Origin of the sequence: Phyllobacterium sp. YR531 (assembly GCF_000282595.1) — a bacterium.
In the GTDB taxonomy this organism is placed as follows: Bacteria; Pseudomonadota; Alphaproteobacteria; order Rhizobiales; family Rhizobiaceae; genus Phyllobacterium.
Genome location: NZ_AKIZ01000013.1, coordinates 123,304 through 138,285 on the forward strand (window position 1 = coordinate 123,304; position 14,982 = coordinate 138,285).

Below are 14,982 nucleotides of genomic sequence, written 5' to 3' on the forward strand. Positions count from 1 at the left end.
TGACATGAATCTTGGATCACCCGTGTGAACTTACGCAAAAAGGTAGGATTCCGGCTCGGCCTGTGCTAACGGCCAAGCCAAATCCATTGATCCATACGAAGTTTAAGGACGAACCCATGGCCGTCGCCGCGAAATCTTTTCCCGCTCCCAATCTTCATCCAGTCAAGCGGGCGCTTATTTCCGTTTCCGACAAAGCGGGCCTGATAGCTCTTGCTCATGCCCTGCATCGCCATGGCATCGAAATCCTGTCCACGGGCGGCACGTCCAAAGCCATTGCAGCCGAGGGTATTCCGGTTCGCGATGTTTCCGAAATCACCGACTTTCCGGAAATCATGGATGGCCGCGTCAAGACCCTGCACCCCAAGGTACATGGCGGACTGCTCGCCGTGCGTGATGATCCGGAACATGTCGAGGCGATGAAGACCCATGGCATCGGCGAGATCGATCTTGTTGTCATCAATCTCTATCCTTTCGAGGAAGTCCGCCATTCCGGTGCTGACTATGCCAATATCGTCGAGAACATCGACATCGGCGGCCCGGCCATGATCCGCGCTGCCGCCAAGAACCATGCCTATGTTGGTGTCGTTACAGAAACTGGCGATTACGACATGGTTATCGCCATGCTCGACAAACACGAAGGCTCGCTGCCCTATTCGTTCCGCCAGAGCCTTGCGGCCAAGGCCTATGCCCGTACGGCGACCTATGATGCGGCTATTTCCGGCTGGTTTGCCGAAGCATTGATGACGGAAACACCTTCGCGCCGCGCCATTGGCGGACATCTCCATTCTGTCATGCGTTATGGTGAAAACCCGCATCAGTCCGCTGGCTTTTATCTTACCGGCGAAAAGCGCCCCGGCGTCGCCACTGCTACCCAGCTTCAGGGCAAGCAGCTTTCCTACAACAACATCAATGATACCGACGCGGCTTTCGAACTGGTGGCCGAGTTCGATCCTGAACGCACATCAGCCGTCGCAATCATCAAGCATGCCAATCCTTGCGGCGTCGCTGAGGGGGCAACTCTCAAGGAGGCCTATCTCAAGGCGCTTGCTTGCGATCCTGTCTCGGCATTTGGCGGTATTGTCGCGCTCAATAAAACGCTGGATGCGGATGCTGCGGAAGAAATCGTAAAGACCTTCACCGAGGTCATTATTGCTCCGGATGCTACGCCGGAAGCACAGGCCATCGTCGCTGCCAAGAAAAACCTGCGCCTGCTCGTAACGGGCGGCCTGCCTGATCCGCGCGCAGGTGGTATCAGCGCCAAGACAGTTGCTGGTGGTATTCTCGTTCAGTCCCGCGACAGCGGCGTCGTCGATGATCTGGACTTGAAGGTCGTCACCAAACGCGCGCCGACCGAAGCCGAAATGTCTGATCTCAAGCTGGCCTTCCGCATCGCCAAGCACGTGAAGTCCAACGCCATTGTCTATGTCAAGGATGGCGCGGCGGTCGGCATCGGCGCCGGTCAGATGAGCCGCGTTGACAGTGCCCGCATCGCTGCCCGCAAGGCGGAAGATGCCGCCGAGGCTGCTGGGCAATCAACGCCGCTTACCAAGGGTTCTGTCGTCGCTTCCGACGCATTCTTCCCGTTTGCCGATGGCCTGCTTTCAGCCGTTGCAGCGGGCGCCACGGCTGTCATCCAACCGGGCGGATCAATGCGCGATGATGACGTGATTGCCGCGGCCGACGAACATGGCATTGCCATGGTCTTCACCGGCATGCGCCATTTCAGGCACTGATTTTTGCGGCCGGGTATGGCGTCCTTGCGAGGATCGCCAGACCGACAAGCAGGAAGATAAGGATCATCGCCATGCCAAGGCGTGGCGATCCACTTAATGCCGTGACTGTTGCCACCATGAAGGGCGCAAGGAAGCTCGTCGCCCTTCCCGACAACGCATAGAGGCCGAAGTAGCGGCCTGCCTCATCGGACGCGATGCTCCGCGCCATATAGGAGCGTGATGAAGCCTGAACCGGCCCGAACGCAATGCCTATAAGCAGGCCGAAGCCGATATAGGCTTTTTCCGCCGGTGTACCGAACAGGCTGCCGCTATCCGCGCCCGGCAATTGCAGCAATCCGAAAAGCGTATAGCCCGGCCCGGTCGAGACAATCCCCAGCGTTGCAATAATCAGCAGGACCAGCGAGACAACAACCACGACCTTTGAGCCGAGCAGCGTATCGAATTTGCTGGCGGCAAGGCATCCGAAAATAGCAACGACATTGAGTATGATGCCGAAAATGCCTATCTCGGTTGTTACCCACCCGAACATGGTTGCGGCAAAGGCACCGCCCAAGGCGATAAGCGCGTTAACGCCGTCCTGATAGATCATGCGCCCGACGAGAAACCGCACGATACCCGGCCTTTGCCTCGCCTCCCCTATGGTGGATTTGAGTTCGGCCAATCCTGCACGTACAGCCTTGCCAACCGGCAGTCCCTTCGTGCCATCAGGCGTGAAGAAGAACATCGGCAGGATGAAGACCAGATACCACAATGCCGACAAAGGACCTGTCGCGCGGTCACCTTCGGAGAGGGTCGGGTCCAGCCCGAAAAGCGGATTGGCACCAAGCAGCGTCTTGCCGGTTTCCGGCGATGCCGCCAGAAAGGCCACGACAAAGATCAGCACGATCATGCCACCGAGATAGCCAAGACCCCATGCAATATTGGATATGCGGCCAATATCTTTTGGCGCAACAAGCCGCGGCATCATGGAATCGTTGAACACGATGGAAAACTCAGCCGCGATCGATGCGAGAGAAAAGAAGATCAATGGTGCGATCAGGCCTGAACCCGGTTCAGCAAACCACAACATGCAAAGCGACAGGATTTTGATAAGGGCAAAGAAACCGATCCAGGGTTTGCGCCGTCCCGTCTGATCGGCAATGGAACCAAGCACCGGCGATAATATGGCGATGAACAAGCCTGATACCGCAATGCCATATCCCCATGCCGCCTGTCCCATCGCAGGGTCACTTACCATGCGCGAAACGAAATAAGGCCCGAAGATGAAGGTGGTAACAACCGTGAAAAATGGCTGCGCCGCCCAGTCAAAAAACATCCAACCCCAGATGCCGCGTTTTGGTGCTTGTTGCATGCAGACTCCATATTCATGGGTACTGTAAGTCAGATAAACATTGCTGTGCGTGGTTCGACGGGGCTCACCATGAGGGAAGTTGAGGATCAGAAATCCGTTTTACAGAGGTAACTCTTTCTCCGCGAAGCACCTAACTTTCCTCATGGTGAGCCCCGTCGAACCACGCACGGCACTATCTGCCAAACACCTATTCGCTACTCATTCAGATCACGAGAGATCAGACAATAACCCCGCAGCGACAGCCAGTCGCGACACGGTCAGATCACCTGTCTCGACAATGTTTGCCATGCGCTGACGCACCTCTTCGAGACGTGAACCACGGCTTGCCAGCCATTCTTTGGCCGGGTCGGATTTCTTCCCATGCTGGGTCAATGCTGCCACCGCAATACCGCGCCGCGCCTGACTGATCAGATCGGTGGCGCGGGCAAGCGCCAGCCCATCATAGTAATCAGCCACGGAAACACCGCGAGCAGCATCTTCGATACGCCCGATTCGGAAGGCTTCGGAAATGTCGAAATAGGCCTTTGCTGCTCCAGTAATATCGACATTGGCGGCCTGCGCCACCGCAGCGATATCTGGAATGATCGGAGCAATTTCCAGACGCGCCATCTGCTCGGCCAAGCCCTGCGGTGCGCCAAGCGCCACATTGTTGGTCGTGTCCTCGCGGATAAGTGCTGTCATGGTCGCTGGCAGGAGCTTGTCGAGACGTGGCAGCAACGCATTGCGCGCCGCCTTTATTTCAGCAATTGCCGCACCAAGATCGGTATTTTTGCTATTGCGCAATACCCAAGCCGTCGTCCAGTTCAACATCTGCGCAACCTTGGCGTAGAGCCCGTTCTGAACATCACCCGGCATTGTATTGTCCAGCCGGTCAATTGCATCGAACAAACCGTCCACCTCAAAGCCATCACGGACGATAATATAGGCGCGGACTATTTCCGGTCCCGATTGTCCCGTCAGGTCCGAAAGCCTGCTGACGAATGTCGGCCCGCCCCTGTTGATTACGTCATTGGCAAGCTGGGTTGCAATGATTTCACGGCGAAGACGATGGCTGCGAAGTTCGTCCGCAAACCCCTCTTTCATCTGAATGGGGAAATATTCCATCAGTTCGCGCTCGAAATAGGGATCATCCGGCAGATCGCTCGCCAGAAGCTGATCCGACAGAACGATCTTGGCATAGGCCAGAAGCACGCCAAGCTCGGCGCGGGTCAGCGGAATGCCTTCAATCTGGCGCTCCTGCAATGCCTTGTCATCCGGCAGGGTCTCTACCTTGCGGTTAAGCAGCTTCTGCGTTTCAAGGTCGCTGATAAAACGCGCCTGATAGGCAAGGTCGGCAACACCGCGTCTTTGCGCAAGCGAAAGCGCAAGTGTTTGCAGATAGTTGTTGCGCAGGACGAGCGCGCCAACTTCTTCGGTCATTGATTCCAGCACCTTGTCACGCTTGTCGCGTTTCAGCTTGCCACTGCGCATGGCCTGAGCCAAAGCAATCTTGATATTGACCTCAACGTCAGACGTATTGACGCCAGCCGAATTATCAATGGCGTCGGAATTACACCTGCCACCCAGAAGGCCGAATTCTATACGCGCTTTCTGCGTCACGCCGAGATTTGCACCTTCACCGATTACCTTTGCCCGCACATCGCTGCCGGTAATACGGATGGCATCATTGGAGCGATCACCAGCCTCCGCATCGGTTTCGAGCGAAGAACGGATATACGTGCCGATACCGCCAAACCACAGAAGATCGACGGGCGCTTTGAGAATTGCCGTCATGATCTCGAATGGCGTTGCAGTTGTCTTGCTTAGGCCTATCGCCTTTGCCGCTTCTTTCGATAGCGTGATCGACTTCTGCGAGCGTGAGAAGACACCGCCACCTGCGGAAATCTTCGACTTGTCGAAGTCCTGCCAGCTGGAACGCGGAAGGTCGAACAGACGCTGCCGCTCTTTCAATGTGGACTTCACATTGGGTTCAGGGTCGATGAAGATATCGCGATGGTCAAAAGCCGCGATCAGCTTGGTCTGTGGCGACAACAGCATGCCATTGCCGAACACATCGCCGGACATGTCGCCCACACCAACAGCGGTGAATGGCGTCGTCTGGATATCAGTTCCGATCTCTCGGAAATGACGTTTGACGGCCTCCCAGGCACCGCGAGCGGTAATGCCCATTTTCTTGTGGTCATAACCAACCGAGCCGCCAGAAGCGAAAGCATCGTCCAGCCAGAAATCATGGGCCTGACTGATGGCGTTGGCCGTATCCGAGAATGTGGCTGTGCCCTTATCCGCAGCGACGACGAAATAGGGGTCGTCACCATCAAGCCGGATGACATTCTCGGGCGGAACAATATTCTCCCCGTGCAGATTGTCCGTCACAGACAGCAACGTGGAAATGAAAGTGATATAGGCGGCGCGACCTGCTTCGAAAATCGCATTCCGGTCGGTGCCTGTCGGAAGCCGCTTCGGATAGAAGCCGCCCTTCGCGCCCACTGGCACGATAACGGCATTCTTCACCTGCTGAGCCTTGACCAGACCCAGAACCTCGGTGCGATAATCCTGCGCTCGATCCGACCAGCGCAGACCACCACGCGCAACAGGGCCAAAACGCAGATGTACGCCCTCGACCTCGGGACCATAAACGAAAATTTCGCGATATGGACGCGGTGCAGGCAATTCGTCCAAAGCCCGCGGGTCTAGCTTGAAGGCCAGTGTAATACGCTCGCTGCCATCCTCTTCCGGGGCAAAGGCGTTGGTGCGCAAAGTCGATTCGATAAGGTTAAGGAAGCGGCGGAGAATGCGGTCGTCATCGAGACTCGGCACACCTTGCAACGCTTCCTCGATCTTCGCGCGTAGCTTCTGCTGTGCAGTTTGCGACTTCGCCTCTCCCGCCTTGTTCCTTGCCGGATTGAGGCGTTGGTCGAACAGATCGAAAATCTGCTTTGCTATTGCCGGATAGCGGTTCAGCGTCGCGGCAATGAAATCCTGCGAATAGGGAATACCCGCCTGCTGCAGATAACGGCCATAGGCACGCAGAATGATAATCTGCCGCGATGCAAGCTGACCCGTAAGCGCCAGTGCATTATAGCCGTCATTGTCCGAAGCACCGTTCCAGATACTGCGGAAAACTTCCTCGAACAGGTCGCCATCATCGGCAAGACCGATGGGAGTTCCAGACGTACTGGTCAGCTCCATGTCATGCACGAAAAGCGGGCTGCCATCTGCCGCCGGCAGAGCAAATGTCTGCTCGCTGATAACGCGGAAGCCCATATTTTCCAGTAAAGGAACGCGCTGCGAAAGCGCAACCGCCGAGCCGTAATGATAAATCTTCAGGGATGCGGCACCCGGACCGTCAGTGTGATGGCGATAAAAATCGACAAAGAGGGGATTATTGCGTGTCAGACCTGCAATACGTCCGGCATCGACCAGCGCCTCGTCAGGCGAAAAGTTTTCGCGGTAACTGTCAGGGAAAGCGGCAGCAAGCGCCGTGAATTCCGCCGAGCCGGTGCGGTCGCCAACTTCTGCGACAGCATCCTCCCAAGTGCGGACAATGGCGCGGACATTCTCTTCAAGCGCCTCACGCTTGACCTTGGGGAAATCATTCTCCGCATGGCCTATAATGAAATGCACGCGGGCGAGATTTCCTTCCGGAAACGCCGGATAATAGGCTGATACGTGTCCATCATAGACCGAAGCGAAATACGATCCCATCTTCTCCCGTACAACGGAATCGTAACGCTCGCGCGGAACATAGACGATGATCGAAGCAAACCGGCCGAATGGATCAATGCGCGGCAGGACACGCACACGCGGGCGCTCGCCCAAGGCGAGGATGATCTCGGCATTGCGCGTCAATGTCTTGACGTCAATCTGGAAAAGATCGTCGCGAGGATAGCCCTCCAGAACCTTGATGAGCTGCTTGCCGGAATGATCTTCGCGGTTGAAGCCAAGACGGCTGATGACACTCTCGGTCTTTGAGCGGAGATAAGGAATTTTCAGCACTGAACGTGTATAAGCGCCCGACGTAAACAGGCCGACAAACCGCAGCTCGCCGCTGACTTTCCCTGCCGCGTCATAAGTTTTAACGCCGATATAATCCATATAGCCGCGACGATGCACCAGCGACTTGGTATTGGCCTTGGTGACGATCAGAGGCTCTGGCCCTGTAAGAAACGCGATAATCTGCGGCGTTGTCGTCACGCCCTGATTGCCACGCTTGAGAACGCGCACATCGGGATCGCGCAGAATGCCGAGACCGGGCTTGCCCGAACGTTCAAGCTCACCCTGATTGCCATCGCCCTGATAGTCATACTCACGGACGCCAAGGAAGGTGAAATTATTGTCACGCAGCCATTCAAGGAATTCCACCGCTTCATCTGCGGCAGCTTTCTTCATTGGTGTTTTGCCGGACTTGTAGGCCTCAATGGCATCATCAAGACGGGCAGACATTGCCGCGCGATCATTGACAGCTTCGCGGACCTGTTTGAGCACAAGATTAAGCGCTGCCAGCATGATTTCACGCGAGGGAGCATCCAGCGCAGGCACATGGATCTGCATCACGGAAACGCGTGCTTCATCTTTCCCGGGCTTATCGGGACCGGCTGCACCGATGACCGCGCCGCTCTTTTTATCTATATCCATCACCGGGTGCAGCACCAGATAGACTGAACTGACGCGTTCGCTGATCTCGCCCAGAACCGAGTCGAGCAGGAATGGCATATTGTCGTTGATGAGGGTAACAACGGTTATCGGTCTGCCATCGCGGGAGATTGCACTGCCATCGGAAAGATCGATCAGCGGCTTGCCCGATTTGAACCGGCTAAGCGCATCTTCGGCAAGCTTGGCGGAAGCGCTCAGCGCTCCAGCATCATAGACCGCCAAATCCTCTTCTGGAGCGCGCGCAAACAGCAGTTCCTCGAAGAGCCGGACCTTGGTTTTTGTGGTTGCAGTCTTTGTGGCTTTTGTCGCCGGTTTGGCTTTCTTCTCGGAATTTTTGCTGGAAACCATAAAATATCCCCCCTGAATCCTCAAAACTGACCGATCATAGCCATTAAATAAGGCTTTTCGACCCCAAATTGCACGTGGACGTGAAAATAGCGTGACACGCAAGAAAATTACAATTCGACGAGATGATCATCGAGTTCATTGATGTCTCCGGGGCTGACGGGGAAATGTTCCTCCAGCAGCAATCCGGCTTTTTCTATCGCCAGCAGGAAACCGGACGCGAGTTCGCCTTTTTTGGCATGGTGGGTTAGCAAACTTACAATTCCATTCCACTCGTCCTGGTGTACTTTGGCATTGATTCCCGCATCGGCAATCACTTCGGCATATTGTTCTGCCAGCGAAACGAAAAGCAGTATCCCGGTACGCTCGCTCGTCAGATGAACATTGCGTGCAAGAAATTGCTGAACCGCATTCTGATGTGCCCGGCGATATCGAACACGCCGCGGCACAAGCAGCATTGTCACTCCCGGCATCAGCCACAGTAAAAGTATCGCAGTCAGGAAGGCTGCCAGAATTGCCAGCCCGAAAGTCGGAAGCGGGATCGTGAACCAATACCAATGTGCTGCCAGCGCTACGATGACGCTCGCGAGCAGAATTCCGCAGGCGGCTGCAAAACCGGCCACAAAGAAATAGCTGTCGCTCCGCCGCGCCACCACCGCATATATTTCGCCGCTGGTACGGCTTTCAGCTGCGCGGATAGCCTCAGCGACACGTTTATGATCATCATTCGTAATCAGTGACATGGCTACCAGCTCCCCGATGCGCCGCCGCCGCCGGAAGAACCGCCGCCGCCCGAAAATCCACCACCGCCGCCTCCACCAGACGACCAGCCACCACCGCCGGAGGACCAGCCGCCGCTATTGCTGCCACTGCCGCCCTTTTTTGGCCTTGTGTCGATATTCATCCCCAGCCAGCGATATTGTCCTGGCCCGATCTTCTGCCCGAAAATCGGCGCGAGAACCGCTATGCCGAACCCGCCGAAGAAGATGATCACCCAAATGGTGATGAAGATCACCATGAACCAGTCAACCTCGCTGCCCGGCTCTTTTATATTGCGCTTGGCGCGCGCTTCCAGCTCTGCAGCATCGCCGGAGAGCACGCTCAGTATGTCGTCCACCCCCCGCGATATGCCGCCGGAATAGTCGCCCGAGCGAAACCCCGGAATGATGGCGTTTTCAATGATGAGTTTTGACAAAAGATCAGTCAGCGTGCCTTCAAGTCCATAGCCAACCTCGATGCGCACCTTGCGATCATTGGGGGCGACCACCAGAAGAACACCATTGTTTTCCTGCTGCTGTCCAAGCGCCCAGCTGCGGTAGAGCCGATTCGAATATGGCTCTATCGCTTCACCATCCAGATCCGGCACCGTTACCACAACCACCTGATCGGAGGATTTTGCCTCGAAAGCCTCGAGCTTTTGCGTAATTGCCTGACGTGTCGCCGCATCGATAACATTGGCACCGTCCACGACACGGCCCGTCAATGCCGGCAACTCTGCAGCAAACGCATGAACAGAGAAGACAGCGAGCATCACCAAAGTCAGCCAAAAGCGGCTGACACCGGCAGCTATTGGATGCAGTGCTTTCACATCAAATGCCTAGAACTTCACCTGCGGCGTCTGCTTGGCTGATTCTTCGATATTGAATGTCTGGTAAGGCTCATTGCCTGTGAACCAGATCCACGCCCAGATCATGGTCGGCATGGTTTTCAGTGCTGTATTATAGACCCTCACCGCCTCGATATAATCGCGGCGCGCCACGGCAATGCGGTTTTCCGTGCCCTCTAGTTGCGACTGCAAGGCGAGGAAGTTCTGGTTGGACTTCAAATCCGGATAATTCTCGACCACAGCCAGCAATCGCGACAGGGCGCCAGTCAACTGCGCCTGATTCTCCTGAAACACCTTCATTGCATTGGGGTCAGTCAATGTTTCAGGCGAAACCTGTACGGAAGTCGCCTTGGCACGCGCTTCAACTACCGATGTCAGCACGTCTTTTTCCTGTGCTGCATAACCTTTGACGGTTTCAACCAGATTGGGAATAAGGTCTGCACGGCGCTGATATTGGTTCAGAACCTCGCTCCATGCCGCCTTGGCGCGCTCTTCATTGGTTGGGATCGTGTTGAATCCGCAAGCTGATAGCAGCGGGACAAGCAAGGTCAGCGCAAGAACAGAAAGTACGCGGCTCGAGGGCCAGCGGCGCCCGGTTGAAAAAATGGTGGTCTGCATAATCCGCTCTCCAGTTTTCTACTCGTCCCATCCGGCTAGTGGCCTGATTCTAACATTCGTATCCCATTTCGATTAGGCTCACACGACGAATTTTAGAATCAAAAGGACCACTAGCAAGTATATACTTCTAGTGGAGTTTACGAGTTTGACATTTGCCCACAGCTTGCGACCGGAAGAGATGCAAATGTCAAATTCACTCCACTAGTGCCGAATATGCGCGAGCCTAGCTATTTTTTATTCCAAAAGGAACCGGCAAAGCGCTATGCTGGACGCGAAGCAATGGGGCCACCATGACAGGCAGCAACAGAGACGATCGGCAAGACAAGGAAGCGCAGCGCATACTGCAACGTGTGGGCGACGAAAATGTTTCGAGCGGGCTTTCCTTTACTGACCGTACGAAAGGCCATTTTTCCGCCAAGGATACTGATGCAGCGGATCCTATCGAGGTTCTCGGCACGCGTATCGGCAGGGGCTTGGGATTGCTTGTCGTCATCGCCATGTTTATCTGGTTCGTGATTTCCTTCTTCGGCCTGGGTTAGGGTCCGGACCCTAGAGTCAAAACCCTAATCTTTGCCTTCTCCCACTCGCATGAGTACCCCGATGAGTAACCCCGCCATCTCTTCCAATGCTGTTATCGTCATCTCCAGCCATGTCGTGCGCGGCTCGGTCGGCAATCGTGCCGCCGTCTTTGCGCTCGAAACGCTCGGACATCCCGTCTGGGCGGTCCCCACTGTCATTTTGCCGTGGCATCCGGGACATGGGCCGGCAAAGCGTATCGTTCCGCCGGTTGAACAGTTTGACGATCTTATCGCGGACCTTGAACGTGCGCCTTGGCTTGGTGAAATCAGCGGCATCATGACGGGTTATCTTGGCAATGCAGCGCAAGCGTCAGCAGTGGCGCGCCTCGTCAAAACAATAAAGGCTAAGAACAAGAACGTTCTCTATCTTTGCGATCCAGTCATTGGCGACGAAAAGGGCCTCTACGTTCCGGAAGCAACGGCCACCGCAATAAGAGACGAGTTGATGCCGCTTGCCGATATCTCGACTCCCAACCGTTTCGAGCTTGCCTGGCTGGCAGGTGCCGACCTGCCCGACAACAAAGCGGTCATGCAGGCGGCGCTTCATGCAGGTCCGGCAACAATGCTCGTCACCTCTGCCCATCCAATGCTGGCAGGTGGCACGGGCAATCTTCTGGTCAATCACACACTTGCGCTGCTTGCCGAACATCGCCTCGTTACCGGGCCAACCAATGGCCTTGGCGATCTGACATCCGCCCTGTTCCTTGCGCGCATGCTTTCCGGAATTGAACTGGAACAAGTTCTGCAACGCACCACTGCTTCAGTCTTTGAAATAATGGCGCGGTCTGCCAAGCGCGGCGCCGATGAACTGATGCTCGAAGCTGACGCCTCCAGCCTTTCAACGCCCATGGCAATGGTGCAGATGCGGCACTTGACCCACCCAACCAAAGGCATCAGGGCCTGATATAATGGCAGTCGTCCTGAAACAACTCACGACGGAGCTTGTCGACGATGCGGATGTGATCGATGGATCGTTCCAGGTAGATTCCTGCTTGGTGCTCTCTGCTGTAAACGGCAATGTTGATTTTTCAATTGCCCCCACAGAGCCGCGCATCAAAACCTATGAGCGTGACGATCAGGATGACCTTGCCAGCTATATTGAAACAGATTCAAAGCTTGCCATGATCGCCTATGAGAAGGAAAAGCCGGCCGGATTGCTGCTCGTCAGCGAAAACTGGAATGGTTACGCCCTGATCGATAATATCAAGGTGGATATTCACCACCGCAAAGCGGGCATCGGACGGATGCTGATCGACGCGGCCGCCGGTTGGGCGAAGACACGCGGCCTCCCGGGGATTATGCTGGAAACGCAGGACAACAACGTCAATGCCTGCCTTTTCTACCAACGCTATGGATTCATCCTGCGGGGATTCGACACAGGCATATATTCTGCAATTCCTGCCACTCGCCATGAAACTGCATTATTCTGGTATCTGACTTTCTGAGCGGCAAACCCTTGCTGCCAAGCCGATTGAATTTCCAAGCAATCAGTATTAGAGCAAACTCATGACACTGCTTCCCGAGAGACTCCTCACCGGTTATCGCAACTTCATGGCACACCGCTTCTCGAATGAGACGCTGCGCTACAAGCAATTGGCCGAACAGGGTCAGACGCCGGAAACCTTGGTTATTGCCTGCTGCGATTCCAGATCCGCCCCTGAAATCATCTTCGATACGGCACCCGGCGAAATCTTCGTGGTTCGTAACGTTGCCAATCTTGTACCGCCCTATTCACCTGACGGCGAATATCATTCCACTTCGGCAGCACTTGAATTCGCAGTGCAGAGCCTCAAGGTCAAACATATTGTTGTCATGGGTCACGGCCGTTGCGGCGGCATCAAAGCCGCGCTGAGCCCGGACAGCGCACCCTTGTCGCCCGGCGACTTCATCGGCAAGTGGATGAGCCTTGTGGCCCCCGCTGCGGAAGCTGTCGCGGCAAACGAACTGATGACGCCATTCGAGCGCCAGACCGCGCTGGAGCGTATCTCCATCCGTTATTCCCTGAAGAACCTGCGCAGTTTCCCCTGCGTCGATATTCTGGAAAAGAAGGGGCGGCTGTCGCTCCATGGCGCTTGGTTCGATATTTCAACGGGTGAATTATGGATCATGAACCCGGAAACAGGCGATTTCCTGCGGCCTGATCCCGAAGGCAATCCGGCCGCCGAAAAGTCTGCTTGAGCTGTTCAATTTGAGCTGACAAAAAAGCGGCCTTGTGAGCCGCTTTTTTCTTTTACTTTTTAATGATCCGTCGAACGCTTCATAATCTGGATTTCACCAAAAGCCGCCCGGGGGTACCACCAGCCATCATGACCGCGGCGATAGCCGGCTCGCTTTTCCCGATAGCCACGATGGCCGTTCCAGCGACGTTCGCGTTCACGTCTGTTTTCGACATGCGAGCGGCGATCATATCGCTCATATCGGTCCCGGCGGTCATGCCGCTTTTCAGCACGGTGCTTGCGCTTCTCGCGATATTGCGCCTTTTCAACACTTGAAGTGACCTGTACCTGCAGGGCTGTAACCGGTGCTGCATAAGACGAGACAACCGAAGTTAACCCGATAATAACGGCGACAATACCCGCACCAATTGCTGAAATTACACGTTTCATGAAATGCTCCTTTAAAGTCTGCAACCCATGGGTGCGCCTTTATCGATGAACAGAGAGTGAATGAAAGAGTTACTATTTGACAATCGTGCTCAACGCTTCTTCTTGCGCTTTTGGGTTCCAGACCTGTTTTCGAAAAGATCGGCACCGCCATCGGTCGCGTTAACTTCAGGCGTTGCGGCCTTTGCTGTTTCTGGTGCTTTTGTCTTCACCGAAACCTTGTCCGCCGGAGGAGTTTTCGTGTCACCTGTCTTCTGTGCGAATTTTATCGCCATTTTGCGGGCTCCTTGCCGTGTATCGGGACGTGATGTGCGGTGCCTATCACGCAACAGGCTGCGGATCGCGTTAAATCGCAATCTTTCAGCAGCTTTGTTGGATAACCATGCTGCACCTGCTCACAAATGCGCCTGGCTTGTCTATATTTTCACCGTTTTGCATAGCAGCTATGCAATTATAGCGATTGCTGCGCTGCAAAAAGAGGCCTATGTTATCGTCAGTCGTCGCGGTACTCCTCCCATTTTGCCGCGATGGCTGTTCCCCTCTGGAGGTTTTTTAACCTTCACAATTCAGGCCGGGCTTTTTAGTCCGGCTCTTTTTTTTGCCTGTTATTCAAAACCTGAATTAGAATCAGGACTTGTTCACCTTATTTCGGAAAGATTTTTTCATTCCCAAAGCATATGCTTGCCTATGAATGCTGGAAGGTGGAAATGAATCTATACAACCACTGGTCGACGAGATTCGCGAGTCTGTCGCCGGTTATGCAAGTTCTGATTATGGTGAGCCTTGGTGCCGTGTTGGCGGACGCCATGGCTGCGGCATTCTTCATGCTTGGCGGATATACCCGGCTTGATCGAACAATCTACCTGACAACGATTATCGTATTCACGGTTGGGGGCCCTCTATGCGCCTTTCTCGTCAGCTGGAACTACCGGCTGAAACAGATGACCGGCGAGCTGGATATTGCTTTTCGCAAAGACGGAATGACCGGGCTCTACACCCGCCATGAATTCTATCTCCGCGTCAGTCATTTCATTCAGGCCAGCAATCCTGTTCTGAGCGCGGGCGCCGTACTCTACGTGGATGTTGATCATCTGAAACAGATCAATGACCGGTACGGGCATGCGGTGGGAGACGATATTGTGCTTGATATCGGGATCTTGATACGTGAAATGATGGGGCGCCGCGATGTAGGTGCACGCTTTGGCGGCGAGGAATTTGCAGTTTTTCTTGCCGACGCCGATTATGGCCAAGCCGCATGGGTTGCCAACAGAATACTTGCTGGCTGCAGGGCAGTTACGAGACGCGCTGGTGACCGCGATGTTTCGATAACTGTCAGCATCGGTGTTGCTTTTCACGCTCCGGGCCAAAAACTGGAACAGTTGGTGGATAGCGCTGATCAATGTCTTTATCTGGCAAAAAATCAGGGGCGTGACCGCATCATCTTCGGGCCTGCCAGCTAAAGGGCAGCGCCAGCTGGCTTGAATTGCCTGCAGAC

13 protein-coding genes are annotated in these 14,982 nt (G+C 55.0%); 7 read left to right on the top strand and 6 right to left on the bottom strand.

Features of this window, described 5'->3' with window-relative positions:
• Window positions 1-116 precede the first annotated feature (116 nt).
• Entirely contained in the window at window positions 117-1,733 is a 1,617-nt protein-coding gene (gene purH / locus PMI41_RS04025) for a bifunctional phosphoribosylaminoimidazolecarboxamide formyltransferase/IMP cyclohydrolase (RefSeq protein WP_008122049.1), read from the top strand.
• On the opposite strand, the gene PMI41_RS04030 is transcribed toward purH, so the two are convergent.
• The 5 genes from PMI41_RS04030 to PMI41_RS04050 all read right to left on the bottom strand — a co-directional run bounded on the left by PMI41_RS04030 (window position 1,723) and on the right by PMI41_RS04050 (window position 10,306).
• Window positions 1,723-3,084 carry an MFS transporter gene (locus PMI41_RS04030; protein ID WP_008122052.1) on the bottom strand — a complete coding sequence of 454 codons (1,362 nt, stop codon included), beginning with the start codon at window positions 3,082-3,084 and terminating at the stop codon, window positions 1,723-1,725. The two genes, purH and PMI41_RS04030, sit on opposite strands and share 11 nt — an antisense overlap.
• 207 nt (window positions 3,085-3,291) lie before the next feature.
• Complete coding sequence (locus PMI41_RS04035; protein WP_008122054.1) at window positions 3,292-8,085, bottom strand: NAD-glutamate dehydrogenase; 4,794 nt, start codon at window positions 8,083-8,085, stop codon at window positions 3,292-3,294.
• Between the two features lie 107 nt (window positions 8,086-8,192).
• Window positions 8,193-8,834: a TPM domain-containing protein gene (locus PMI41_RS04040; protein ID WP_086003503.1), complete on the bottom strand. Its 642-nt coding sequence runs from the start codon at window positions 8,832-8,834 to the stop codon at window positions 8,193-8,195.
• Window positions 8,828-9,613, bottom strand: coding sequence for a YgcG family protein (locus PMI41_RS04045; protein ID WP_081497098.1), 786 nt, complete (start codon window positions 9,611-9,613; stop codon window positions 8,828-8,830). The genes PMI41_RS04040 and PMI41_RS04045 overlap by 7 nt, the downstream gene beginning before the upstream one ends.
• A 66-nt stretch (window positions 9,614-9,679) precedes the next feature.
• The gene (locus tag PMI41_RS04050) at window positions 9,680-10,306 is read right to left on the bottom strand and encodes a LemA family protein (RefSeq protein ID WP_008122060.1); all 627 of its coding nucleotides are present in this window, start codon (window positions 10,304-10,306) and stop codon (window positions 9,680-9,682) included.
• A gap of 290 nt (window positions 10,307-10,596) precedes the next feature.
• Between PMI41_RS04050 and PMI41_RS04055 the strand changes: the two genes are divergently transcribed.
• From PMI41_RS04055 to PMI41_RS04070, 4 genes are all read left to right on the top strand, one after another.
• A complete protein-coding gene (locus PMI41_RS04055; protein WP_008122062.1) occupies window positions 10,597-10,845 on the top strand; it encodes a hypothetical protein in 249 nt (82 codons plus the stop codon).
• Between the two features lie 61 nt (window positions 10,846-10,906).
• Entirely contained in the window at window positions 10,907-11,788 is an 882-nt protein-coding gene (pdxY, locus tag PMI41_RS04060) for a pyridoxal kinase PdxY (RefSeq protein WP_008122066.1), read from the top strand.
• 4 nt (window positions 11,789-11,792) lie between these two features.
• Window positions 11,793-12,329 (top strand): GNAT family N-acetyltransferase, encoded by a 537-nt coding sequence (locus tag PMI41_RS04065; protein WP_008122068.1) that lies wholly within the window; start codon window positions 11,793-11,795, stop codon window positions 12,327-12,329.
• Between the two features lie 61 nt (window positions 12,330-12,390).
• Window positions 12,391-13,062, top strand: a complete 672-nt coding sequence (locus PMI41_RS04070; protein WP_008122069.1) for a carbonic anhydrase — start codon at window positions 12,391-12,393, stop codon at window positions 13,060-13,062.
• 59 nt (window positions 13,063-13,121) lie between these two features.
• Here PMI41_RS04070 and PMI41_RS04075 read toward each other — a convergent pair whose 3' ends face one another.
• Window positions 13,122-13,490 carry a hypothetical protein gene (locus PMI41_RS04075; RefSeq protein WP_008122071.1) on the bottom strand — a complete coding sequence of 123 codons (369 nt, stop codon included), beginning with the start codon at window positions 13,488-13,490 and terminating at the stop codon, window positions 13,122-13,124.
• A gap of 60 nt (window positions 13,491-13,550) precedes the next feature.
• Here PMI41_RS04075 and PMI41_RS24930 point away from each other — a divergent pair, with 60 nt between their 5' ends.
• Window positions 13,551-14,198, top strand: a complete 648-nt coding sequence (locus PMI41_RS24930) for a hypothetical protein (RefSeq protein WP_157179303.1) — start codon at window positions 13,551-13,553, stop codon at window positions 14,196-14,198.
• Entirely contained in the window at window positions 14,195-14,947 is a 753-nt protein-coding gene (locus PMI41_RS24140; RefSeq protein ID WP_008122075.1) for a GGDEF domain-containing protein, read from the top strand. Before PMI41_RS24930 ends, PMI41_RS24140 begins: the two co-directional genes overlap by 4 nt.
• Window positions 14,948-14,982: the final 35 nt, after the last annotated feature.